Below are 25,194 nucleotides of genomic sequence, written 5' to 3' on the forward strand. Positions count from 1 at the left end.
GGGAAGCATTGTGGCTCAGTTAAGCGGAAAAGTAATTCTAGTGACAGGCGCGCTGGGCAAATTGGGGTTGTCGGCCGTTCGGATGTTTCTGGAACGTGGCGCCAAAGTTGCAGCGACTGATCTAGCTGCGCCCGAGGATGCAAACCTAAGGTTGAACGAACCGGCCATCGCTCCTTTTCTCCCAAATGAATTATTGTACATCCAATCCGATGCGCGAGATGAGAAACAGGTCACCTTTGCTTTAGAGAGTGTTCAGAGTCGTTGGGGCCGCTTGGATGGTTTATACCATAATGCCTATACACAGATCTCCAAACCCGCTATGCAGCTCACTTTAGAGGAATGGAACCAAGTACTTCTAGGAACTTTGACGAGTACGTTTCTGATTAATAAATATGCCCTTCCGCTCCTGATTGAATCGGGTGGAGGCGTTATACTTAATGCATCTTCTGTCTTAAGCCATAAAGTGAAACCAACTTGTCTAGCCTATGGCGCTGCCAAAGCAGGCGTTAACCAGATGACCCGTGTCATCGCTGCTGACTACGCCCATCAAGGTGTTCGGGCTAACGCCCTGCTCCCGGGTGATATCAAGACGGAAGAGGCGCTGCATGCATTGCCGCCTTCTTTCAAAGAAGCGGTTGCCAAGATGACACCGCTTGGGCGCTCGGGGACGCCTGATGAAGTTTCGGAATTGGCTGCCTTTTTGTTATCGGATTCAGCCTCGTATATAACCGGCGCTTTACTTACCATTGACGGGGGATTTGCGCTATGAATGATCTTTTCTTACACCACGGAACTCGTGAAACGTTAAAGCGGCAAGCTCAGGAGGGGTATGCCGTCGTGGTTCCACTGGCAGCAACGGAGCAGCATGGGCCTCATCTTCCGGTATTTACCGACAGTATAATTGGTGAGCATATCGCTTATGAAGCCAGTAGGAAGGCTGCCGTATCTACGAAGATCCTCTTGGCCCCAACGCTTGCGATTGGGTGTTCGCAGCATCATTTGGCTTTCGGCGGTACAATATCTTTCACTTCATCTACTTACCTACTCATGCTGAAGGAAATAGGAGAAAGTCTCATAAGAGGCGGGTTCCGCAAAATCATCTTTCTGAACGCCCATGGTGGCAATGAACCCTTGATGCATCAGGCAGCGCAAGATCTTGCTGTACAGCATGATTGTTGGACCGCCTCCGCTTCTTACTGGAGTTTATCCAGATCAGCCCTTACAGAACTTGGGGCGCAGGAGATGGGGATGGTACCCGGGCACGCCGGAGGGTTTGAAGCCTCACTTATCGCTTCTCTCGCGCCGGATCTGGTACGTAATCAGACAACGGAACGTCCAGTGCATCCTCAGCGGTCTTGGATTAATGCCGGTCCTCCCGGTACTTTTATTGGGAAACACAACTTCTTAACAGGCGTGGATGGTTATACGGACTCTGCTCAACAAGCTGATGCGGTGAAGGGATCCATGTACTTGCAAGCAATTATTGAGTCAACGGCAGAGTGGCTTGTGCAGGTCGGTAATTGGATGAATGAAGGAGTGGAATCAACCTGATGAGCGAACGGATTAATCGGACTGAGCGGAAAAAAGTGGCTGCGATCGTAACGGAATACCGGCCTGATTCCCATGCAGAAATGATCATCGGACGGCTGCTGGGCTTGTTCGGGTATACGCCACAGATCAAAGTGGTTTCCTTATATCTGGATCAGGTTCCTCACAACGACATCGGTATGGCGGAAGCGCAAACACGCGAGATTCCCGTCTATGGTTCCATTATGGAGGCAATTGCCGCTCCGCATGTGGGGAGTCCGATTGATGGCGTCCTTTTAATAGGCGAACATGGAGACTACCCATGGAACGAGAAGCGACAGAAGCTGTATCCACGCCGCTACTTTTTTGAAGAAACGTTCCGTGCTCTGGATCTATTAGGGTTGAGTGTGCCTATTTTTAACGATAAACATCTGTCTTATTGCATGCAGGATGCAGAGTGGATATACCGTGAGCTAGCGAAAAGAGGACTGCCTTTTCTAGGGGGATCCTCTATTCCGCATGCGCCTCAAGTTCCAAGTTATCCTTCAGAGAGATTAGAACAGGCGAAGGAGATTTTCGTGGTCAGTTGGCTTGGCATCGAGTCTTATGGCTTTCATGGCATGGAGGTGCTGCAGGCTGCAGCCGAACAAAGAGCTGGCGGTGAGACAGGGATCGCCTCGGTTCAAACGCTGGAAGGCCGTTCGGTGTGGGCAGCAATGGATCAAGGAGAGGTTCCCGAAGATCTGATGATCCAGGCACTAGACTCCCTAAGAGATGTTCCGCCAGGGCATCCGAGAGATCATGTGGATGTTCCTGTATTGTTCATTATTACCTATACGGACGGCTTGAAAGGTTACGTTCTTCAGCTACAGCGTTTTATTCGAGAGTGGGGGCTTGCTTTCCGTGAAGCGAATGGCGAGGTGACAGCTGCCCGCTGCGATAGCGGAGTGGGGCGCCCCTACAAGCATTTTGATAAGCTTACTGGGCTGATTGAGCAGATGGTGCTAACTGCCCGTTCACCCGTCCGTACGGAACGGGCTTTTATTACGACAGGAATGATCAATCTGGCCATGGAATCTTTACATCTAGGGAAAAAGATAGATTCACCGCAGTTGTGTTCTATCTCTTATACACATGGAGCCGAGGAGGAATCCACATGAGTGTTTTTCCAAATTTATATTACTATAAGCCAATGCAGGATCTGTCTCGTCAACCTCGTCGGATTGAGGCTGATCTTTGTATCTATGGAGGTACTCCTGCAGGTGTGGCAGCAGCCATTCAAGCAAGCCGCATGGGTTTGAAAGCCGTCATTGCCGAATTCAGCCAACATGTAGGCGGAATGACGTCAAGCGGCCTCGGACGTACGGATGTCGGTAATATGGCGGCGATTGGCGGAATTTCCAGTGAATTTTATCAAGCATTGGGAGAACACTACGGCAGCGATGAGCCGGATGGAAGAACTTGGGCGTTAGAGCCCCATGTGGCGGAGCGGATTTTCACAGAGTGGTTGCAGCAAGCTGAAATACCGGTGTATTTTGAGCAGCATTTAGAATCTGTAGAACTTCAATCGGGTCGCATCCTACAAATCAAAATGGAAGACGGCAATATCTATTCAGCTCCTATGTTTATAGATGCATCTTATGAGGGGGATTTGCTCGCACGAGCAGGTGTTTCCTATGATGTTGGCAGAGAATCGAACACGGTGTACAAAGAAATACTGAACGGCATCCATTTCGGTCATCCCAAACATAACTTCACGTCTTGGGTAGACCCGTATGTAATCGAAGGAAAGATAGACAGCGGGCTGCTGCCAGGCATATCCGATGCGCTGCCAGGCGTGCAAGGTCAAGGCGATGATTCGGTGCAGGCTTACAATTTCCGAATCTGCTTGAGCAGCAACCCGGATAATCAACTACCTTACTCTGAACCGCCAAACTATAACCGCGATGAATTCGCCTTACTGGCGAGATATATTCGGAGTGGTGTCTGGGATGCTTTGAAGCTCAACAAGGTGATGCCGGGCGGCAAAAGTGACTTGAATAATTGGGGCGCTGTCTCAACCGATTATATTGGGCGTAATTACGCTTGGCCGGAAGCAAGCTATGCGGTTCGCGAACAGCTCTTTCAACAGCATCTTCACTATAATATGGGCATGCTTTATTTTCTGGCAAATGATGACACAGTACCCGCAGCCATTCGAGCGGAAGTTCGAATGTGGGGGATTCCGGCTGACGAGTTTACGACGACGGGCGGATGGCCGCATCAGCTCTATATCCGCGAAGCGAGGCGCATGATATCGGATGTTGTGATGACTGAGCATCATTGCCGCCATTTTAAGGCAGAAGAGGATTCCGTCGGGTTAGCCGCCTATACGATGGACTCGCACAACTGTCGGCGTTTGGTGCTGGACGGTCGGTGCATCAACGAAGGCAATGTTGAAATCAGTCCCAATGGACCTTATCCGATTTCGTATCGAGCTATTATTCCAAAAGGGGAGGAATGTACCAACCTCGTTGTGCCCGTATGCTTGTCTTCCTCTCATATTGCTTACGGCTCCATTCGAATGGAGCCTGTGTTTATGATTCTTGGCCAATCCGCAGCTACAGCAGCCGCATTAGCGCTGCAGCAACAATGCGCATTGCAAGACCTGGATTACGGGCTGCTGCGTAAACAACTGCTGCTAGATGGCCAAATTCTTCATGCGAAATCATAAAGACAGGTGTCATTGATTCAAAATTGTTCTTAATGGGAGGTCATACGCATGAGCAAAAAGACAACCGTTATTGGATTTATGGTAGCTCTATCTCTCCTCACAGCCTGTTCAACCGGTAAACCGGCGGCTACTACGCCTAACGATTCAGGAGGAACGGCAGCAGCAGCCCCCTTGAAAGATGTCACGTTGAAAATCGGCTTACCCGGCGGTTATGACATCACCAGCCAGAAGATTATCACGAATTTCCAAGCGAAATATCCGAATATTAAGCTGGAAATCGAGGAAACGCCGTGGGCGGATTTTGTCACGAAAATCGTCACTCGTATCGCGGGAAACAATCCCCCTGATCTCTGGCTGCAAGAAAATGCGGTGGTGCTTGGTTATGGAAAACGTGGGGTAGCGGAGAATCTGGAACCGTACATCAAGCGCGATCTGAAAACCGACGACTACGTGAGTGCACTGACCTCCGCCAAATTAGATGGCAAAATTTACGGGATTCCACATGGCATCAACCCAGGCGCGCTAGCCTATAATAAACAAATTTTTAAAGACAATAACATTCCTTTCCCGACCGATGACTGGACTTATAACGATATGATTGAAACCGCCAAAAAATTGACGAAAGATACGAACGGGGATGGAAAACCGGATATTTATGGCTTCCAGGCAGGCAACAATATCACCTTAGGATGGCTTCCTTGGATGAGGGCATACGGCGGTTCCGCTCTCGATTCGACCTTAACGAAATCAAATTTCACAGATCCCAAGTCGATTCAAGGACTAACGGCATGGGCCGATACCATCAACAAGCTGAAGATTAGCCCTACGCGAGAAGCGGCAACCACCGGCAAATTTTTCGAAAATGGGAAAGTGGCCATGACCTTTTTCCAATACGCCACGCAAGTCTCTCTGAATAAAAATAAGCCGGACCTTGATTGGGACACCGTCAAAATGCCGATCGGTATGGACGGCAAACGCTTTGTTCCGATGGTTGTGAACCAATGGATTGTGTATGCCAGGTCGAAGCCTGAGGTGAAAGAGGCAGCCTGGACATTCCTCAAGTACTATTTGAGCGATGAGGGTCAAGGTTTGCTTTCAGAAAGCGGCACAAGTTTGCCCGTGAAGAAAACAGCGCTGGCCGAGCTCGAGAAATCAACGACGAAACCGGTGAACAAGAAGGCTTATACGAAAGGGATTGAAGAAGCGGGGGGAACCCTGGATGAGAACGCATCCTGGAACGAATGGCGCGCAGCAGCCGGTCCGATCCTGAACGATATCATGGATGGCAAGCGAACACCGGAAGATGGCGCCAAAGAAATTCAGCAGAAAGTCCAAGGCGTACTCGACGAAAACAAATAAACCGGATTGGACTTGAAAAGAGGTGCTCCGATGCGCAAACAAGGCTGGTGGGGCTTCGTCTTCACCGTACCTTTTGTCCTGCAACTGCTGATTTTCTTCTTGTTTCCCTTCGTATTTTCCCTTTATTTAACGTTTACGAAGTGGGATCTCTTCAACCCGCCGCAATGGATCGGACTGCGAAATTGGAGCCAATTCCTGCACCAGCAAGTTTTCTGGCTTTCGATGCGTAACGTCGGTTATTTTGCCGTATTGTTCGTTCCGCTTCAGACATTTACTGCGCTCATTCTTGCTTATTTGCTCAATCAGCAGATTCGAGGCAAATCCTTGTTTCGGATGATTTACTTTCTCCCTGTGATCACGCCATGGGTCGCAGGGGGCATGATCTGGCTGTGGATTTACAACAATGAGTACGGCCTGTTGAACTGGATTTTGCATACGCTCGGACTCCAACCGGTCGATTGGATACGCAGTGGGAAATGGTGGCTAGTCATTGGTTCTATAGCGCTTGTAAACATCTGGAAGGGCGCCGGGTATTCGATGGTCCTTATTTTGGCAGGCATGCAGAATATCTCCCAAGAAATGCTGGAAGCGGCACGGATGGATGGGGCGACGGGTTGGACGCTTTTTACCAAAATAACGATGCCGATCGTGTCCCCCATGGTCTATATGGTTATGATCCTTTCAACGATCTCCGCTTTTCATGCGTTTGATGTGTTTCTAGTCATGCTTGGTGACGTCATTTCTGTCGCCGACCGGAATATGGTGCCTAACATCTTGATTTACCGCGACTCCTTCCTGAATTTCAAAATGGGCAGCGCATCCGCCATGGCATGGGGACTGTTCCTCGTCATTCTAGCCATCACCATTGTACAGAAGGTAACGGAAAAGAGGTGGGTGCATTATGAATAATGCTTACACCAGCTTGAAAGTTACCGCTTATGCGATATTAGGCCTCGGGTCCGTTCTTATGCTTGTGCCTTTTCTATACATGCTCTCGACTTCATTAACAGCAGCAGGTTCGGAACTAACCTTGCCGCCTAAACTGATCCCGGATCCGTTCGTCTGGAAAAATTACCGGCAGGTCTGGATCGAAGTCAACTTTCTGCAGTACACGATGAACAGCATTTTTGTCACGATCATGGATTTAATCGGAACCGTAGCTTCCTGCGCGATCGTAGCTTATGGGTTGGCATTTTTTCAATTTCGCGGCAGGAATCTGATATTTTTGTCGATGCTTGGCACGATGATGCTGCCATCCCAAATTACGATGATTCCAACGTATTTTATCTGGAAATCCGTCGGTGCGCTTGATACGTATTATCCGCTCATACTGAGGAGCTTCCTTGGCGGGGCTTTTGGCATCTTCCTGCTGCACCAATTTTATAAAACACTCCCGAAGGAACTGTATGACGCCGCTTGGGTGGATGGGGCGAACCCTTGGAAAATTTTCTATAAGATTTATCTTCCGTTAGCCAAACCGGCCTTGTCCGCACTAGCTGTATTCACTTTCATCAGCGCTTGGAATAACACATTAGAACCGCTTATTTACTTGCAAAATAAACAGATGTTTACCCTGCCTCTCGGGCTCCTTTTCCTGAAAAACGAAGTTCAGAACCGGATGACCCTGATCATGGCTGGCGCCGTCATCACCATTGTCCCCGTCCTTGTCGTATTTCTATTTGCGCAAAAATATTTCGTTCAAGGCATCGCTTCAACCGGATTGAAAGGCTGACTTTACGGAACTCCAACAAATGGCCCGCATAGGGAAAAGGAGAGTGACTACAGCTATGTCTAAACAATCTAACCAATTGCAAGAAATGGAAGAAGCGGCTGCTCCGGTGAACGCAGAGGGAGGAGCGGAGGGGCAAGGTCATAAGGAGCCGTTAATTAGCCGCAGGAAATTGCTGGCCACGTTAGGGATAGGAGGAATTGCTGCTGTCTCCGGAGGATTATGGCAGGTAGCAGGTCAGTCTACCGCCTTTGCCAGCGACCAGTCGGTTACAAGCTCCGTATATGGCATGGCGATTAAGAAACGCAAAACCGAGCTGCTTGAGATTCTGGACACGAATTTCTGCGTCGCAGTGAAGTTGGAGGACCTGAGGCTCGAGCTCGAACCTGATCCTACGCTTGCTTATTACGTAACGAACGAGATGCAGGAGGGCTTCTTCCGTTATGACCCGAACGACGCTACATCCGTAGATAACACGGGAACCGTACTTGTGTCCTCCAACGGCAGGCGGTTCAAGCGGATTTACGGTGATAGGCTGATGGCTTCTTGGTTCGGCACCAAAGGAGACGGCGTGACGAACGATACGCTGGCTTTACAGACAGCGCTAAATACCGCGTCTGGTCATAAGCTTTTTATTCCCAAACAGCGGGCGGGCTTTTATTTAACAGGCCAATTGTTCATTCCAAGTCAAATTGCGATTGAATTTGAGCCCGGGACCGTCATACAAGCGGTAGATACACTGAGCAAAGTAGGGCCTGTCTACGAACGATTGATCCGCATCAAAACCGTTAAAGACGTATACATCAACGGAAACGGCTCGACGTTACGAATGAACAAGGCGGCGTATACGACAGGCGAACAAGCTCATATTTTTGACATCAGCGGTTCGGAGAATATTGTCATTGAGAATATCAACGCGAATGAAAGCGGCGGAGATGGCTTTTATATCGGCTATTTCGAATCCACGGTAGGTTTCTGCCGAAATATTGTGCTCCGTAATTGCCGCGCGGATAATAACCGCAGACAAGGACTCTCTGTAATCTCCGTAGACGGTCTCACCGTGGAGGAATGCATTTTCTCGGGCACGAAAGGAACAGCTCCGCAGAGTGGAGTCGATATTGAACCGAATGGCCAACTTGATTTACTGAAAAATATTCGCTTCATCCAATGTGTGGCGGATGGAAATACAGGCCGGGGCTTTCTGGTCACTTTGTTGAAACCAACGGCTGCCAGTGAGCCCATCGATATCGTGTTTGATAAGTGCAAAACGAAAGGGAACTCGTTTGGTTTCTCCATGAATTATGGTGGAGATGGCACGAAAGCCGTACAAGGTGAAATCAAACTGATTGATTGTATCGCGGAAAGTGAGCAGTACGCCGGATTCTCGGATTTATCTTTCTCGGCAGACGGCGCGAAGCGCTCCTATATTCGGTGCCGGGCGATGAACTGTAACACGGTTAACCAGCCGGAAGACCCCTACGGTTACGGCTCCTCGTTCATCCTCACAACGGTACCGTCGCAAGTAAGAACCGCGATCGGAAATGCGGTTTATACGGATTGCGAATCCGTTGATACACGTCAGGTTCCGCTGATAAAACGTGGATTCTCGTTAAAGAAAAACAACGCAGAATTGCTGCGGAACGTCTCCTATTTGGGCTGCTCCATCAAAGGCGGAGGCCAAAAGCTCTATGCCATAGACCCCTCAGCCGAGGATATCTGTGCCGTCAAACAGCCGCTGCCTATTCAAGCGTACCCTTCTTCGGGATCCGTCACTTTTGATTACATAGGCTTCAAAATCACCAACGCTGGCGCATCCGCTGAGGTCACCTTGCTGCTGCCAACAGCGAAAGCCAGTGTCACGTACACATTTTTTGTGGAAGCTCCGTATCTGCTTAATTTGCAAACACAACCGGGGAAGACGATTCTGACACCCTCAGGGGGTAAGACCCTGATTGGAACTAACCTGAAAGGCAACTCTATCGTGCTGGTGGGCCGCTCAGATGGACAGTGGGAGATTTCAGGCATGGTAGGGGATTGGCTGCAATAGCAGGTTGTGGTAAGATTTGACTAGACAATTGAATCGTATTGAACACTAGGGGTGCTGTCATAGCTGAGAAAGACGTTCGTCTTAACCCTTACACCTGATCTAGGTAATGCTAGCGAAGGGAAGTGGTTGTTTGTCGTTTGGGTACTGTCATAACGCGGCCGCTTTCTATCAGAAGGCGGTTTTTTTGTTTGACTATTAGATTAATTAAAAAGGGGATAAGACAATGACTTTTTCTGAGCGTTTATATGAGCGACTGCAACCGGTATGGCGGAGAAACCACGCCCATTCGTTTGTTCAGCAAATGGGAGACGGCACGTTAGAATTGGAGAAATTTCGCTTTTATATGATTCAAGACTATGTGTATTTAAAAGATTATGCCAAACTGTTTGCATTAGGAGCGGTCAAATCGGATGATTTGGCAGTTATGGGGAAATTTGCTGCTCTGCTGGACTCCACATTGAACGAAGAAATGTCCCTTCACAGGGCATATGCCGCTCGCTTCGGCATCACGGAAGAGGAGTTGGAACAGGCCAAACCTTCCCCGATTACTTTGGCTTATACGCATTATATGCTGCATACGGCGCAAAACGGATCGTTAGCCGAGTTAACCGCGGCGCTCCTTCCTTGCATGTGGAGTTATTCCGAAATTGGCAAAGAACTAAACCGATTGCCTGGAGCGAGCGAACATTCCTACTATGGGGATTGGATTAAAATGTACAGCTCGGAAGAGTTCGGAGGGTTAGCGCAGTGGTGCATCGGGCTGCTAGATCAGCTCTCCGAAGGGAAGCCGGAAGCCGAACTCAATAGGCTGGAAGAGATTTTTCTGAACACGACGCGGTATGAATATTTGTTTTGGGAGATGGCTTACCGGATGGAAAGCTGGCCTGATGAATAGTTAGGAATTTAAGGAGAAAGCCACGTGGCTTTCTCCTTTTTTTCTTTTAAGCAATTCATAAATTATGTCTTGACTAATATATATTCTAATATTAGAATAACTAACGCTATATAAAATATTAATAGGAGTGATTCACATGCATATTTTGTCCATCGTGCTTCAAATTATTTTAGGGATCGGGTTTCTGCTGTTTGGTTTCATGAAGTTCGGCAGCAAGCAGATGGTAGACGAGTTCAAGCGCTATCGGCTATCGACGGGAATGAGAATTTTTACTGGTTTAGTAGAAGTGCTGTCGGCCGCTATCATTATTATCGGCATTTGGGTTAGTCCATATGCCTTAATCGGTGCTATTCTTATGGCAATCACCATGTTTGTTGCGGCTCTTGTCCACTTGGTTCGCGTGAAAGATCCAGTTGGTAGAGCCATGATGCCCATCATTCTGTTCATACTCGCTGTTATTGTCATTATTTTGAACTGAAGCAGAAGACATTCGATTTTTTCTAATTGAAATTCCTGAGGAAGTCGAATATCCTTGTGTATAAGAAAGCAAGATAAGGTGGTTGGCGTATGACTGAACGCGATAAAGAGGGTATAGAGCTTGATTTAAGGCTTATACGCGTTATAAGAAACATGGTAAAAGAATTGTTTGGCAGCATGGAGCGAAGCATTGATAGCTTTGACCTCAGTATCGAGACATTCCAAATCCTTGAGTTTCTATACAATAAAGGTCCACACCCTATACAGAAAATTAGCGACACGTTTTCGATTCCAAGCGGGAGTATCACTTATGTGGTGGATAAGCTTGAGAAGAAAGGATTCGTGGAACGCCTTCCTATTCCAGGTGATCGCCGCAAGGTGAATGTGGTATTGACCGGCGAAGGCCGAAGTTATTTTGATTCCATTTTTCCGACTCATGTCCAAGCGATCTCCGACGATTTGTCCTTTGTGACGGATGAAGAGAAGCATGAACTCATTGTCCTGCTTAAGAAAATTGGATACGGCATTAAGAATCGCCAAAGCGATGCAAACGGAAATGGATTTGACAATAAGTCAGAACCTTTAGGATGAACAAAAAAACGACCCTCTAACTGAAACAAAGAGGGTCATTTTTATCAATAAAAGTATCCTATTATTATAATATATATAATATTAACGTTCATATCTGGTATAGATGGGAGAGATTATAATGAGCATACAGATCCTAGGCCCAGAGTTTCAAGGGAAAGAATCTTTCGACGGAGGAAGGATATATGCGCAGAAGCCGCTAGGATTTTCAGGCCAAGGAGCTGCTACCGTGCGGCTTGGCCCTCTTTTCTATTGGTCATGGGGGCATGCGGTGAAGGAAGGCGGCATCGGCTTTCATCCTCATCAAGGTTTTGAAATTCTAACTTACGGTATCAACGGAAAAGGAACTCACCGGGATACGCTCGGCACAGAGAGTACACTTGAAGCAGGCGATGTTCAGTTAATGCAAACCGGATCGGGCATGCATCACGCAGAGACCGTCACTGCAGGTTACGAAGGTTTTCAAATCTGGCTGGAACCCTATTTACAAGAGGCGTTGAATCGCGAACCGCTGTATACCTTTTACGATAACGAAGAGTTCCCTCGTATATCCCACGATGGCGTTAGCGTAAAAACGGTAGTAGGGGAAGGTTCTCCGATTCAAAAGCTTGTAACCGACGTAAACATGTACGATATCGAAGTTGAAGCCGGGTCAACGTACGTTCATCGGCTATTGCCCAACCGTATGTTCGCAGCTTTAGCGTTTCGCGGCAAGTCTGGTATTCTATGGACCAGAGAAGCAAATCGCGTCTCTTTTACAAATAAAGACTTTGCTATTGTACAAGCCGAAGAAGAAGTAGAAGTAAACGTTCGAGCCGAGGATGAGAAGCTTCGTATGTTTATCATCGAGATCCCGACGAAAGTCGATTATCCTTTGTATAATAAAGCAAGATAAGAATAAGGACGGGGTAACAGCGATGTTGCTTCGTCTTTTTTTGCGCTTTCTGCCATGCCGTAAGCACTTTTCGCATAGGTTTCGCTCGATTCGGCATAATAGCAATGATTGTGCTGACTAGGAGGATTTTCATGAGTTGGTTAAAAATAGGTAAATTCCGGTCATATAAATATCCTCCTGGTATGAAAAGTTCCTTGCTGGAGGAAGACAGTTCTACTCCATTCACCGCGGAAATTGAACAGAACGAAAAGTTGCTGCAAGAAACGTTTGAGGACTGTTCGGATTTGGTTTATAGAAGGATAGATGTTAACCAGAACGTGCATTGGCTCATTGTATATATAGAGAGTTTAATTGATAAAACAACACTTGAAGAGAATGTTATTAAGCCATTGTTAACGAGTCTGACAAGTGATACATATCCGAAGGAATCTGGAGATTTGAAAAGCGAAATGATTTCCATCGGCACTACAATTCGCACGACAAAAGTGTCGGAAGCCGTTGCTAACATCTTAGATGGCCATGCGGCCATTCTTTCAACGGGCAGCAGTATCGTGACGACAGTTTCGATTCCGGGTACATCGAAGCGAAGTATTGATGAAGCATCGTCCGAGCCCGTAATACGCGGCCCGAGGGATGGTTTTATTGAACATCTTTCAACCAACGTTAGCCTGATACGTGCCAGACTCAAAACTTCCAAGTTAAAAATGGAGTATATCAGTCTTGGTGAGCTTTCCAAGACTCGAGTAGCCATTACGTATTTGAAAGGGATTGCTTCCCAAACCGTCGTTGACGAAGTAAAAGCAAGATTAAAGCCAATCAAGCTCGAGGGTGTCCTAGACTCAGGGAATATAGAAGAATTTATTGAGGATCAACCGTATTCACCATTTCCCCAAGTCCATAGTACAGAACGCCCGGATGTGGTGGTTGCTGAATTACTTGAAGGAAAAGTAGCCATACTTGTCGACACAACCCCTTTTGTTATTGTAGTCCCGATGACATTCTGGACAGGTCTCCAAGCAAGCGAAGATTATTATATCCGTTGGCCAATCGCTACTTTTGTACGTTGGATTCGCTTTCTCTTCATCATTTTTGCCATATTCGCACCTCCCATGTACGTAGCCATTACGACTTTCCACCAGGAGATGATCCCCACCAATCTTGTGCTAAGTATTGCCTCCTCAAGGGATGCCGTTCCTTTTCCTGCAATGGTTGAGGCTTTATTAATTGAAATTATTTTTGAAGCCCTGAGAGAAGCAGGCATTCGCCTGCCGAAACAGATTGGCCAAGCCATAAGCATTGTCGGAGGTTTGGTCATTGGCCAAGCCGCGGTTCAAGCAGGATTCATTTCTGCGCCGGTTGTTATTATCGTGTCCATAACAGGGATCTCAGCTTTTACGATCCCACGCTACAGTTTCGCAAACGGGATTCGTTTGCTCCGTTTTCCCATGTTATTTTTAGCGGGGTTATTAGGCCTTTACGGCATTGTACTAGGGCTTCTAGCCATCATGCTGCATGTGACCAACCTTCGTTCTTTTGGAAGTCTGTATTTCTCGCCAGTTGCTCCGCTGAAGCTAACGGCTTTAAAAGATGTCCTGATACGGATTCCGATTTGGGCCAAATTCCGCCCCTCCATAAGGCCGAATCAAGAGGGGGAGCAGAATTAACCATTCTGAAGTTGAGGAGATACTTGGTCTGGGGGGATTGAGATGAGCCTGTTCAAATATACTATTCTTCTTGTATTCTTCTTCCTTAGCGGTTGTTGGGATCGTACGGAAATGAATGATATAGCTTTTGTTACGGCTACTGCGCTAGATCTTGCGGAGAATGGAAACATCATTTGTTATCTGCAAATAGCTTCACCTGCATCTTCCAAAGGCACAGTCAGCGGCGGGGGGAGCAGTACGAATCAAAATTCTTATGTCATTTTTGCTGAAGGAAAAACCGGTAACGAGGTTCATCAAAAACTGCAGAAGAAGAGCTCTCATAGCTTGTTCTACTCTCACCGCAGTGTTGTATTTATTAGTGAGCGTTTAGCTAGACATGGAACGGAAAATTTATTGGATATCTTTACGCACGACCCCAGGAATCGTTTGAAGGCTTATATCATGGTAGTGAAAGATGGGGATGGGAAAAACGAGAGGAAGATGGAGTCTCTTCTAAAAGAAATACCAAGTGAAGTAGCCAAAGAATTGCAACTTTCGGGAGATGATGTTGCCGTCACCTTGCGGGATTTCTTCATTTCATCCGATAGTGAAGGGGTGCAGCCCGTCGTCGGGTTAATCGAACCTGAGATCGATTCCAATCATGCACAAAGGCAAATTTATAGGGTTGCAGGCGCCGGTGTATTTAAAGGTTACAAATTATCCGGGTTATTGGATGTCAATGAAGCTTTTGCGTTCATGTGGGTGACTGACAAGCTGAAGTACGGCAGAATCACGGCAAATGTCCCTCAAAGTTCAGGGGAAGTCGGGATGATGCTCATCCATACGAAAGGTAAAATCATTACGCAAACTGAGAAAGATTCCGTGCGATTCAAAATCAAACTGGAAGGGCAAGGAAGCTTGGTTGAGAATACTTCCGCTTTGGATATTACGGATCCGGACAATTTGAAACGAATTAAAAAGGCGCTGGAGGATGCGGCCAAAAAGCAAGTACAGGATTTTTTGTCTAAAATCCAAAAGAAATATCAAGTGGACAGCGTGGGCTTCGGCCAAGAAGTTTACAAAAATAACCCGGATCAGTGGGAGGTTATGAAAGATCAATGGGACACGAATTTTCCAGAGGCGGAGATTTCTATTGAAGTTCATTTAACGCTAAAAGGAGCGGGAATGGTACATTCTTCCTTCTATGAATAGGAGATTTAGAGGATGATCTTTCAAATCGTAACTCTTATTATTGTCATGTTGGGTTGGACATTGTATAAAGTTCAAATTTTTATGAAGAAAAACCAGCCTGTAACGGCTGGTTTGTATGGCTGCTTGATGGGAATATGTACGATTCTCGGCTCGTTATTGGCAGCCCATGTTGATATTCCAAGCACAACAGCACCTTTGAATATGATTTTTCAGGGGATTGGCAAGTTTATTCTAAACCGTTGAAGGCTAATGAACGGATTTCTTCCAACGCCTTTTTGTCGAATCAATCAAGAGTAAGCCTAGCGGTAATACTAGATGTGTTAATAAGGCATAGCTAGGGTACGTGTAATTCAAATAACTTGACAAATCGGTCGAATAATTGACAAAAATTGAAATCGAACCAAACACGGACAAAATCGTTATTGGGATGACTAAGTCCTTATATCGTTTTATGTTAAACAGATGCCCTAAACTTAAACAGATGATAAAAAAAGTTAGAGATATTTTGATAAAGCATCCCATCACCCAAATAGCTACCGCTAATGCCTCTAAGCGTTCAAAGCTTCCTTTCAAACCAACATACTGAATCACGCTTAGCACGGGAAAAGTCAACTTTTTCGTTAACGGCCCAAAGACCATAATGAGCGGTATAATCGTAATCGCGAGAAGGCCAGAGATGGTAAACAATGAAATGAATGCAGCTTTAGTTGCTTTATTCGGTTGATTCATAAATGGAATCAGCCATCCCAAAATAAAAAATTGACTTAAGTAAGCGGTAGGAAAAATAGATCCTTGCAGGACAGGTACGATCCCTTTGCTTAGAATTGGACGCAGCCGCTCCGGATCTGATTCCGTGAGCATAAGAATCAAGAGTGGAATCAACAAAACAAGAATGAGCAAAGACAAGGACTCATTCACTCTTGCGATTGCTTCGATCCCCATATAGACGGCTATTCCGCATAAAATGGCCAATGTTAGGCTAATCACGATGGAAGGCGTTCTCATGAGCAGAACCGTATTGATAAACTGTACGTGTTGATTCAGAATGATGAAATCAAAATTGATCCAGGAATAAAGATAATAGCATCCCAAACATTTCCCAGGCCATTTCCCAATGATTTGACAGCTGTACTGAATAATCGATTGACCTGGATAACGTTTTGATAAGGTTGTCATCACCATAATCGTTAAGGCCCCGATCAAAAACGCAGGGAGAATCGTTATCCATGCATCTTGCTTTGAAATCGTAGACATCAATCCTGGTATGACAAGAATGACGGTAGGGGCTACAAATGAAAAAATTAATAAACTTACTTGCGTTCCTGTTATTTTTTCTACGGACTCCATGTGTGTTCTCCTTGAAAATCAGATCTTTCCAGTATTCCCCTCTAACCTGCAATAAATAAGTGAACATCAGCCGATAGTTGAGACGAAAGAGCATTTCCTTGTCATAAGGAGTGCTCTTTTTCTGTTTATCGCCAATGAAATTCGAATTAAGAATAAAAATATAGCTATAATCGCTAATTATTTATTGAAAAACGATAAATTATATGTTAAATTAAAATCGAAAATAATGAAGTGAGGTGCATGGTAATGAAACGAGGCTCAACCCTATTTTTAAAAATTGTCTTAATTCTCATTAGTATTCCTGTGCTGGCATTGTGCATTTATTTGGTGCCAAAGATAGCGAACTACGCCGTCGAATTGTATCCGGATCATGGTTATTTGGATGCCCTGGTTATGATGGATTTGTATGCCACGGCGATACCTTTTTACTTGGCTCTGTATCAAGCTTTTAAACTTTTAGGCTACATTGACAAGAGTACGGCTTTCTCAGAATTGTCTGTGCGAGCTCTTAAGATTATTAAATACTGCGCAATGACATTCAGTGTCTTGTATGTGATTGGCTTTCCGCTTTTTTATCTCATCGCGGAGAAAGACGATGCGCCTGGCATTATCGTGATCGGATTGGTTTTGATTGGTGCTTCCATCGTCATTGCGGTTTTCGCAGCAGTTCTCCAGAAGCTTTTGAAGGAAGCTATTGATATAAAATCTGAAAATGATTTGACGGTCTGAGGAGAGGTGAACCCCTATGGCAATTATTATCAATATTGATGTGATGTTGGCGAAACGAAAGATGAGCGTAACCGAGCTAACGGAGCGGGTTGGCATCACCATGGCGAACCTCTCCATTCTGAAGAATGGGAAGGCCAAAGCGATTCGATTCTCAACGTTAGAAGCGATTTGCAAAGCTTTGGACTGTCAGCCTGGCGACATTTTAGAATATCAAAGCGGCGGCGACACGGAAGGGGAAGACGAATATGGAGATTAGCAATTTGGTTATTAAAAATTTGGCTAACCCTCATGAATTGGAACGTCTGTTTCGAAAAGAACCTGAAACTTTCAGAAAGTCTTTCACACGCGCGTGGGAACTAAACCCGGATTCGCAGGTTCTCGCAATATGGTTTGAAAGACTGAATTTCAAAGAGTCGGCAAATACAGAGAAATCATCCTTGTTCCACAGGGATTTTATCTCCATGGGCATTCTAGCCATTCTGGCCGGGCTGGTCAGCAGGTTCATTTTCCAGTTTGCTGAACAGCACGCCATAGCTCATTTGAACCTTGTTTTTGGCATACTGCCTTTTATTGCCGCCTATTTCGTATACAGTAATTTCCCTAGAAAAAATATTCTGTATATCCTTATTGCCCTATTTATGATCTCAGGCATTTATCTGAATACGCTTCCCCTCGAAACTAACGACAGTATTGTCTTGGCCTATATCCATCTTCCCATTTTCTTATGGGTCTTAGTAGGGCTTGCGTTTACAGGAAATGATTATCGCAAAGGCAATGCAAGATTAGCTTATCTTAAATTTAATGGGGAATTCGGCATTCTCTACGCCATTATGGCAATCAGTGGAGGGCTGCTAACCGCATTAACCATGCAGTTATTTCGTTTTGTGGGCATGGATATAGCGGAATTTTATTTTAAAAACGTTGTCTTATTCGGCGCTGCCGCACTCGCCATCGTAGCTGCGTATTTGGTGTCAAGAAACCTTAAACTTGCTAAGAATATTGCCCCATATATCGCCAAAATCTTTAGCCCACTAGTATTGGTCACCTTGGTGGCCTATCTCGTAACGGTGATTTTCGTGGGGAAAAATCCATTCATGGATCGCGATTTTCTCCTTTCCTTCAACGGTATACTCCTTGCCGTATTGGCCGTCACCATTTTCTCCATTACGGAGAGTGGCAAGGAAGAGAAAAAGAACATTTCGGATTACCTGAATTTTGCGCTAATTATTCTCGCGCTTCTCATAGACAGTGTGGCTTTATCGGCCATTGTGTTCAGGCTGTCTTCGTATGGGATTTCGCCCAACAGAATTGCTGTTCTTGGCGTAAATCTCCTTGTCTGGGCCAATCTAATATGGATTATGATCTCCTATATGCGTTTTCTGCAAAATAAAACAGGGCTTTGGGCCGTCCAGGACGCGGTCACTAAGTATTTGCCAATCTACGGACTGTGGGCTGCTATCGTAACCTTTACTTTTCCTTTGATTTTTTAGAATGGTACAATGTGATTATAGGTAGAAAATTTTGCTATAGGAAGGATGTTAGCATGAGCGATTTCCACCAGGAGTATATTGTCATCTCGGGAGCAAGGGAGAACAATCTCAAGAATGTATCCTTACGTATTCCCAAGCGAAAGATCTCGATCTTCACCGGGGTATCCGGATCCGGCAAGTCATCCATCGTATTCGATACGATAGCTGCCGAATCCACACGATTGCTGAATGAAAATTTCAGCTTGTTCGTGCGGAATTTCCTCCCACGCTATCCGCAGCCCGATACGGATGCAATAGAGAATTTAAGCATGGCCGTGATTGTGGATCAGAAGCGGTTAGGCGGCGGATCTCATTCCACGATGGGCACGATTACCGATATTTCTCCCATTCTCCGACTTCTGTTCTCCCGAGTAGGTCAACCCCCTATTGGACAATCCAACATGTTCTCTTTTAATGATCCTCAGGGGATGTGTCCTGAGTGTAACGGGATTGGCCGCAGGCTGGGCATTGACGTAAGCAAAGCGTTGGATAAGTCCAAGTCCTTGAATGAAGGAGCCATTATGCTGCCGGATTATTCCGTGAACAGCATGGATTGGTCGATGATTATCCAGACAGGGTCCTTCGATCCCGACAAGAAGCTGAGCGACTACTCGGAAGCGGAACTGGATCAACTGTTGTACAGCAAAGCTAGGAAAATAGAGATGCAATTCGCCGGCAAGGCTGTCAATATTACAGTGGAAGGTGTCTTCGAGAAGTTCACGAATAAGTATATCAAGCGGGATTTGAAAACGATGTCCGAGCGCACACAGAAAGCTGTAACCCCGTATATCTCAGAGGGTACTTGCCACAGTTGTCACGGCGCCAGACTCAGTCAAGCTGCGCTCAATTGCAAAATTAATGGACACAACATTGCCGATCTCGCTTCCATGGAGGTCGGACAGCTTATTCGCGTCATTCGGGAGATCGACGATGCGGTTGCCGCACCGGTCGTGAAGTCGCTCACGGAGCGGCTGCAGCATCTGGTGGATATCGGGCTTGACTACTTGACACTGGATCGCGAGACGGACACTTTGTCCGGCGGTGAGTCGCAGCGGGTGAAGATGGTGAAGCACCTGAGCGGCAGTCTGGTGGACGTCACGTATATCTTCGATGAGCCGAGCGTTGGCTTGCATCCCCGCGATGTGCATCGGCTCAATGAATTGCTCCAGAAGCTGCGAGACAAAGGCAATACGGTGATCGTCGTGGAACACGATCCGGATGTGATTAAGATCGCAGATCATATCGTTGACGTTGGGCCGCATGCCGGCAGCCGCGGCGGTACGATTATGTATGAAGGCAGCTATCAAGGCCTATTGGCGTCCGGAACCCTGACGGGTACGCATATGAAGCGACCGCTTCAGCTGAAACACGATTGCAGGCAGCCATCCGGCCAGCTGTCGATCAAAAATGCTTCCTTGCACAACTTGCAGAACGTGACTGTCGATATTCAAACGGGCGTGCTGAATGTCGTTACAGGGGTTGCCGGTTCAGGCAAAAGCACACTAATTAACGAGGTATTTCTCAGCGAGCATACGGATGCCATCGTCATCGACCAATCGGCCGTTGGCGTGTCAACCCGCTCGAATCCCGCAACATATACGGGTATTATGGATGATGTACGCAAGGCATTTGCTTCTGCCAACAAGGTGAACCAAGGCTTGTTCAGCTTCAACTCCAAAGGCGCATGCGAGAACTGCCAAGGGCTAGGTGTTGTGTACACAGACCTCGCTTTCCTCGATAGCGTGAAGCTGCCATGCGAAGTATGTGGGGGGAAAAGATTCAAAGAAGAAGTACTGGCCTACAAGCTGGACGGTAAGTCCATTGCTGAAGTACTGGAGATGACGGTGGAGCAGGCTTTGGAGTTTTTTGAGCTTAAAGAGGTTGTGCGCAAACTCCAGGCAATGAGTGATGTGGGGTTGAACTATATTACACTCGGCCAGCCGCTCAGCACGCTCTCAGGCGGGGAATGTCAACGGATCAAGCTGGCAAGCGAACTGCATAAAAAGGGCAGCATCTACGTAATGGACGAGCCTACAACCGGCTTGCATATGTCCGATATCGGTCATCTTCTCGGGATTATGAACCGACTAGTGGATGCTGGTAATACGGTCATCGTCATCGAGCACAATCTGGATGTGATCAGTCAAGCGGATTGGATCATCGATATGGGGCCGGATGGAGGAAGCAATGGCGGTCAAGTGGTGTTCGAAGGAACACCTCAGCAGATTATCCATGCGGAGCACTCGATTACGGGGAAATACTTAAGAACTTAACACGGCTATTTTGCATTTGTTTACTAGGAGAGGTGTACATTCATGGAACTTTTGTTACTATCAAAAGAATTAACACAGCAATACTGCAGGAAAATATTGATGCCTGAAGGGGCTACCGAACTATTGGTGGAGATCGCCAATAAGCTGAACAAAGATCACAAACTTTTAGATATTTATATGGATTTTTATAAAAATACAATTGAGAGTGGTCACTGGACAACGGTTTGGGAACCGTTAACGATTGACCCTTATGTAGAAGAAACCTTTGGGAATGAAGCTTCCCTGTTTTATCTGCATGCCGCGTTGCAAAGACTGCCTCTGGCCGAGCAGAAGTATGCCGAATGGGGACTGAGTGAGGAATTATTCGTTGAAACTTTGAGGGATATCGGCGTATGGGTACAAAATGCTTATAATCTGGTAGGATATTATGCCATTAGAAATTTCAGCTGGATCTGGAGGCATCTCGAAGCCAGAATGTTCCGGATTGGCGGCATGCAATTCCTGGCTGCGAAATTTTCCGGAGTCGTCAAAGGCTTTTACAATGCGAAGGAAGAAAGATTTTTACTTTTATGCGGTGAAGGAATGGAACTGCGAGCAAACGGGGATATGCAAGGCGTATGTAAAAAAGAGAAGACAACCGATGGTTTTGTAACGGAATATACGGAAACGGAAGCGTTTTACATCGGACATCCAATTACGCCTATTGGCAAAGGACTTCAGGAGCAAGTTAAGCTTAACAGAAATGAATGGGAAAAAGTGCTGGACAAAGATGATACGTTACTTGAAATCCACATTCCAAGAGATACTGCTTTTAATATGGAGTCTATCAAAGACACTTATTTAAAAGCGAAGGAATTTTTTGCGACCTACTTTCCAGAAGTCAAATATAAAGGCATGGTTTGTCATACATGGCTCTTTACTCCCCAACTGCGGGAGATGCTGCCGCCTACGAGCAATATCTTAAAATTCCAAGAGCAATTCTACCTGTATCCGACAGCGGGATCCGTGCGTTTCCTATGGAATTTTGTGTTTAATGAATTGACGGAGGTTAAAGACGCGAAGCCTGACACCTCATTAAGGAAACAGGTTCTTCAATATGTAGAGGAAGATAAAGAGATATTTGATATGAATGGGATATTCCTTGATTTATGCGGTGAGTTTGGCAACGTATCTTACGATAAATGAAAATTGTTAGAAGCAGATATAGAAAAGGAGTACTGACAACTGTCGGTACTCCTTTTTCCGTATCTGGAAATTTTATGAATTTGAAGAATTGGGGTTAGGGAAACCTTAGCTTAAGTAAGGGGGGGCTTCGGGTGGATCAACAAATAGAAAACATCTCAACCATCATTCGACGAAGACTGAACGACTCACCTGATCTTGTCATTTATTATGCATCATCCGCTTGATCTGAACAAAGCGATTGCCTGGATGATTGATAGTCTGCGATTAAACATATAAAGTTCCAACAATGTTCAATCGCATATTGAACCTGGGGGAAACGGCCTTTGCAGGATATGGTATAGTAAAGATATTGACTACCATATACTCCCATCCTGAAAGGGCGGTTTGAATGACGGGAATGCGTACGCAGGCTCCAACGCGGGGCGTGCAGAAAAAGGATAGCGAAAGCGGCGAACGAGCAGTTCCCAAGGTGGAGCTCAGCGCAGCAACCAGCCATTGGATGCAGATGCAGCGGACACTGGGAAACCGAAGAGTAGGAGAGTTGCTGCAAAGAAACATGCAGCTTTCTGCAAAGCCAACGGAAATTGTCGTGCAAAGGGCACCCGGTCTGCCAACGAAACAGGATTTGGAGAGCGATGGGCTGACAGCCGGCACCAAGTTTGGATTTGGCAAGACTTCGTGGGGCAATCTCGGCGATGCGCTTGTCGTCTACGAGAAGTTAGGGAATACGGATTATGCAGCTCAGAAAGAGCTATTAACGAAGATCGAACTTATTATTAGAGAATGGCGTGCAAGCTACAATCTGAGGGAAAGCAGTAAGAAACTAAAGAAGAAGGACCCGGCAAAACTTCTTAAAGTGAATGAGATTTTGGAGAGTATTGAGCAGAGAAGAGCTGTCATTCAAGCGGAGGCACCATCGGATGCTCGGGATGGACGCCGTCGGGCAGAAGCTTTTAGCAAAAGAGAAGTCATTGCACCTTTGACAAGGCAACAGGAGATCGTGGAAGAGAAGAAAGAAATGAAAGCTTCCGAGACGATGGATGAATATTTGGAAAAGAGTGGGTACCAGCAAGACCGCAATTATATGTCGTGGGGCGAAGGCAAAATTCCACATGTAAGTTGGAAAGCGCATGTTGGCTCCGGTGACGCCAGCCAGCGTCTGTCTATTGCACAGATAGTCAGTCCTTTGCTTAAAAGTTGGAAGGTCTACCATAAGTTCGATATTACTCCAACTCCTAAGTCTATCGATAAATTTCTTACGGTCTACCCTCCTGATTCAGATGAGGAATGGGAAATTATTGTCAATATGCTTGAGTCAGCATTAAGCGGTTTTGCTACTGTCGATGTGACCGGAGACATGCCCGTTGGGGAGACCGGTAAAGTGAATATGCGACATGGTCAAAATACGCCGCTTACGCCAAATATGCTTAGAGGTGTAGATGTAGCATCCGATGGCAAGGTTGGAAATTTTACGAAAATGGCAGGTACTGCCGTGCAAGGTGACGGTCTGCCTTTGTGGGAATTAGGAGGAAAGTTATTCTTCAATAAGACCGAAAGCGAAGAACCTCCTTCTGAACTGAATCCGAATACGATTTATATGGCGATTCTTGTGGATGGACGGATCGTCCCGGATAAGAGGGAAGAGCCGAATCCCGCGAACGTCCCACTTCCGAAGGGAGTTAAGATATTCGAGCACCTATAAATGAAAAAAAGACCGCAGATTGCGGTCTTTTTTCTATAGCGATTTTCACTTCTTCTCGGGTGAAACGTCGAAAGCTAGAAGTTGCGTCACTTGTGAAGCGCCGAAATTGTTGTCTGAGACAAGAACAAGGCTGTCGTGCCCGTTTTGGAGCTTCGGTCCCCACGCAATGCCCTCTACATTGTCGAGTTTCGGCAGGCCTAGCGTATTAAGATCCAAAACCAGTTTCTTTGTAAGAGGTGTAAATTGGCCGGCCGTTAACGAATCAAGGTTGTTCACGTTCGTCGCTTGAGCGGCATCCGCTTCATAGATGCGAATATAATTGGAATAATTGCCGTCGGCGGCTTGTACGCCGGAGCGTTCTAAGATGAGGAACTGGTGATCATTGATCGCAAGCATTTCCGAAACGCCGTTATCGGCGCTTTTGCCTTGTCCGGGTTTAGCCGGGATGGCGTCAACCGGATAAGCATACTGCGCGATGATGTCGCCGCTTCGATTGTATTTCGTTATTCGGGAATATGAACCAGCATCCACCGTCGAGATTTCGCCGTCCTGGTAGAGCGCGGCTTCCATGGATGTAAAGTAGTATTTTCCGTCTGGGGAGAAGCTGCTTCCTTCCAGAGCAAGATTATTGCGGAAACCTTTCTGTGTGGAGCTGCCGCTATTGGCATCGATTTGGAAAGCTTTAGGAATCAGGATGGAAGATAAGTATTTGCCTTTTAATGTCGCTTGGCGGATGAAAGGGTTCAAGTTCAGCGTGCGATCGCCTTCGCTCGTATACCAGACCGATTTTCCGTTAGGATCAAAGCGGATCGATTCCAGATCAGGGACGATGCCTTGTTGATTAGCCGTGTACTCTTTTTTGTTCGGATACGTTGTGCCATCCTCTTGTTTGAACTCTGTCATACCAGTTAGTTCGACGCTATAAAAACTTTTGGTATCGTATTTCAGCTTCGCTGTGTAAAAACGAGCAGGAGCGTTGTCTGAACGATCGTCACTGATCAGAATCCATTGATGCGTTCTTGGGTTGTAATCAATACCAGATAATCCGCCAACAAGCGTTTCCTCGAACTTCAGATCGTTTGCGATTCGTTGCTCACCAATAAACGTAAGTTGTCCGACCTTGTGATTCATAGCGTGCTTCTCTTGCTTATGAGGTTTCGCTGCTTTCGGTTGTTGGCCTTCCGTCATTGGAGCTTGTCCACCTGGTTCCGTCGTGGCGGCCGAAGCGGCAGTGAATGGTACGGAGGCCAGCAACAAACCGGCGACAGCACTTGCGGATATGAGCTTTCTTACCTTCACGTCAACACCTTCTCTCCCAAATTCATCCATCAGTAACGATGACAC

At 46.3% G+C, this 25,194-nt stretch carries 23 protein-coding genes and 1 riboswitch; of the genes, 21 read left to right on the forward strand and 2 right to left on the reverse strand.

Features of this window, described 5'->3' with window-relative positions; all coding sequences use genetic code 11:
- The first annotated feature begins 10 nt into the window (after nucleotides 1-10).
- From AC3WTJ_RS24110 to AC3WTJ_RS24180, 15 genes are all read left to right on the forward strand, one after another.
- A complete protein-coding gene (locus AC3WTJ_RS24110) occupies nucleotides 11-769 on the forward strand; it encodes an SDR family NAD(P)-dependent oxidoreductase (RefSeq protein ID WP_157320941.1) in 759 nt (252 codons plus the stop codon).
- Nucleotides 766-1,551 carry a creatininase family protein gene (locus AC3WTJ_RS24115; RefSeq protein ID WP_492523973.1) on the forward strand — a complete coding sequence of 262 codons (786 nt, stop codon included), beginning with the start codon at nucleotides 766-768 and terminating at the stop codon, nucleotides 1,549-1,551. Before AC3WTJ_RS24110 ends, AC3WTJ_RS24115 begins: the two co-directional genes overlap by 4 nt.
- Nucleotides 1,551-2,687: a hypothetical protein gene (locus tag AC3WTJ_RS24120; protein ID WP_492523974.1), complete on the forward strand. Its 1,137-nt coding sequence runs from the start codon at nucleotides 1,551-1,553 to the stop codon at nucleotides 2,685-2,687. The genes AC3WTJ_RS24115 and AC3WTJ_RS24120 overlap by 1 nt, the downstream gene beginning before the upstream one ends.
- Complete coding sequence (locus tag AC3WTJ_RS24125) at nucleotides 2,684-4,240, forward strand: FAD-dependent oxidoreductase (RefSeq protein ID WP_492523975.1); 1,557 nt, start codon at nucleotides 2,684-2,686, stop codon at nucleotides 4,238-4,240. The genes AC3WTJ_RS24120 and AC3WTJ_RS24125 overlap by 4 nt, the downstream gene beginning before the upstream one ends.
- 48 nt (nucleotides 4,241-4,288) lie before the next feature.
- Complete coding sequence (locus AC3WTJ_RS24130; protein WP_492523976.1) at nucleotides 4,289-5,599, forward strand: ABC transporter substrate-binding protein; 1,311 nt, start codon at nucleotides 4,289-4,291, stop codon at nucleotides 5,597-5,599.
- Between the two features lie 30 nt (nucleotides 5,600-5,629).
- Nucleotides 5,630-6,508 (forward strand): carbohydrate ABC transporter permease, encoded by an 879-nt coding sequence (locus AC3WTJ_RS24135; RefSeq protein WP_492523977.1) that lies wholly within the window; start codon nucleotides 5,630-5,632, stop codon nucleotides 6,506-6,508.
- On the forward strand, nucleotides 6,501-7,331 hold the full coding sequence (locus tag AC3WTJ_RS24140; RefSeq protein WP_492523978.1) for a carbohydrate ABC transporter permease: 831 nt from the start codon (nucleotides 6,501-6,503) through the stop codon (nucleotides 7,329-7,331). The genes AC3WTJ_RS24135 and AC3WTJ_RS24140 overlap by 8 nt, the downstream gene beginning before the upstream one ends.
- 55 nt (nucleotides 7,332-7,386) lie before the next feature.
- Complete coding sequence (locus tag AC3WTJ_RS24145) at nucleotides 7,387-9,375, forward strand: putative phage tail protein (protein ID WP_492523979.1); 1,989 nt, start codon at nucleotides 7,387-7,389, stop codon at nucleotides 9,373-9,375.
- Between the two features lie 37 nt (nucleotides 9,376-9,412).
- Nucleotides 9,413-9,513: riboswitch (TPP riboswitch) on the forward strand.
- 85 nt (nucleotides 9,514-9,598) lie between these two features.
- Nucleotides 9,599-10,270, forward strand: coding sequence for a thiaminase II (tenA, locus tag AC3WTJ_RS24150; RefSeq protein WP_492523980.1), 672 nt, complete (start codon nucleotides 9,599-9,601; stop codon nucleotides 10,268-10,270).
- A gap of 136 nt (nucleotides 10,271-10,406) precedes the next feature.
- Complete coding sequence (locus AC3WTJ_RS24155; protein ID WP_492523981.1) at nucleotides 10,407-10,748, forward strand: DoxX family protein; 342 nt, start codon at nucleotides 10,407-10,409, stop codon at nucleotides 10,746-10,748.
- 89 nt (nucleotides 10,749-10,837) lie between these two features.
- Nucleotides 10,838-11,338, forward strand: coding sequence for a MarR family winged helix-turn-helix transcriptional regulator (locus tag AC3WTJ_RS24160; protein ID WP_492523982.1), 501 nt, complete (start codon nucleotides 10,838-10,840; stop codon nucleotides 11,336-11,338).
- Nucleotides 11,339-11,456: 118 nt separating this feature from the next.
- Nucleotides 11,457-12,230, forward strand: a complete 774-nt coding sequence (locus AC3WTJ_RS24165) for a pirin family protein (RefSeq protein ID WP_492523983.1) — start codon at nucleotides 11,457-11,459, stop codon at nucleotides 12,228-12,230.
- Nucleotides 12,231-12,361: 131 nt separating this feature from the next.
- Nucleotides 12,362-13,894, forward strand: coding sequence for a spore germination protein (locus AC3WTJ_RS24170; protein ID WP_492523984.1), 1,533 nt, complete (start codon nucleotides 12,362-12,364; stop codon nucleotides 13,892-13,894).
- A 42-nt stretch (nucleotides 13,895-13,936) separates the two neighbouring features.
- A complete protein-coding gene (locus tag AC3WTJ_RS24175; protein ID WP_492523985.1) occupies nucleotides 13,937-15,085 on the forward strand; it encodes a Ger(x)C family spore germination protein in 1,149 nt (382 codons plus the stop codon).
- Between the two features lie 12 nt (nucleotides 15,086-15,097).
- Nucleotides 15,098-15,328, forward strand: a complete 231-nt coding sequence (locus tag AC3WTJ_RS24180; RefSeq protein WP_492523986.1) for a hypothetical protein — start codon at nucleotides 15,098-15,100, stop codon at nucleotides 15,326-15,328.
- A gap of 3 nt (nucleotides 15,329-15,331) precedes the next feature.
- On the opposite strand, the gene AC3WTJ_RS24185 is transcribed toward AC3WTJ_RS24180, so the two are convergent.
- Nucleotides 15,332-16,432 (reverse strand): GerAB/ArcD/ProY family transporter, encoded by a 1,101-nt coding sequence (locus AC3WTJ_RS24185; protein WP_492523987.1) that lies wholly within the window; start codon nucleotides 16,430-16,432, stop codon nucleotides 15,332-15,334.
- Nucleotides 16,433-16,678: 246 nt separating this feature from the next.
- Here AC3WTJ_RS24185 and AC3WTJ_RS24190 point away from each other — a divergent pair, with 246 nt between their 5' ends.
- The 6 genes from AC3WTJ_RS24190 (at nucleotide 16,679) to AC3WTJ_RS24215 (ending at nucleotide 23,850) form a co-directional block, all read left to right on the forward strand.
- Nucleotides 16,679-17,161, forward strand: a complete 483-nt coding sequence (locus AC3WTJ_RS24190; protein WP_492523988.1) for a DUF2975 domain-containing protein — start codon at nucleotides 16,679-16,681, stop codon at nucleotides 17,159-17,161.
- Nucleotides 17,162-17,177: 16 nt separating this feature from the next.
- Nucleotides 17,178-17,417, forward strand: a complete 240-nt coding sequence (locus tag AC3WTJ_RS24195; protein WP_407867600.1) for a helix-turn-helix domain-containing protein — start codon at nucleotides 17,178-17,180, stop codon at nucleotides 17,415-17,417.
- Entirely contained in the window at nucleotides 17,407-18,651 is a 1,245-nt protein-coding gene (locus tag AC3WTJ_RS24200) for a DUF4153 domain-containing protein (RefSeq protein WP_492523989.1), read from the forward strand. The genes AC3WTJ_RS24195 and AC3WTJ_RS24200 overlap by 11 nt, the downstream gene beginning before the upstream one ends.
- 53 nt (nucleotides 18,652-18,704) lie before the next feature.
- Nucleotides 18,705-20,963 (forward strand): ATP-binding cassette domain-containing protein, encoded by a 2,259-nt coding sequence (locus AC3WTJ_RS24205; RefSeq protein ID WP_492523990.1) that lies wholly within the window; start codon nucleotides 18,705-18,707, stop codon nucleotides 20,961-20,963.
- 42 nt (nucleotides 20,964-21,005) lie between these two features.
- A complete protein-coding gene (locus tag AC3WTJ_RS24210) occupies nucleotides 21,006-22,148 on the forward strand; it encodes an acyltransferase domain-containing protein (RefSeq protein WP_492523991.1) in 1,143 nt (380 codons plus the stop codon).
- Nucleotides 22,149-22,536: 388 nt separating this feature from the next.
- Nucleotides 22,537-23,850 carry a hypothetical protein gene (locus tag AC3WTJ_RS24215; protein WP_492523992.1) on the forward strand — a complete coding sequence of 438 codons (1,314 nt, stop codon included), beginning with the start codon at nucleotides 22,537-22,539 and terminating at the stop codon, nucleotides 23,848-23,850.
- Nucleotides 23,851-23,895: 45 nt separating this feature from the next.
- Here the strand turns inward: AC3WTJ_RS24215 and AC3WTJ_RS24220 are convergent, their stop codons facing one another.
- Nucleotides 23,896-25,149, reverse strand: a complete 1,254-nt coding sequence (locus AC3WTJ_RS24220) for an esterase-like activity of phytase family protein (protein WP_492523993.1) — start codon at nucleotides 25,147-25,149, stop codon at nucleotides 23,896-23,898.
- Nucleotides 25,150-25,194 lie beyond the last annotated feature (45 nt).

The organism is Paenibacillus sp. FW101-FHT12H11 (assembly GCF_058790355.1).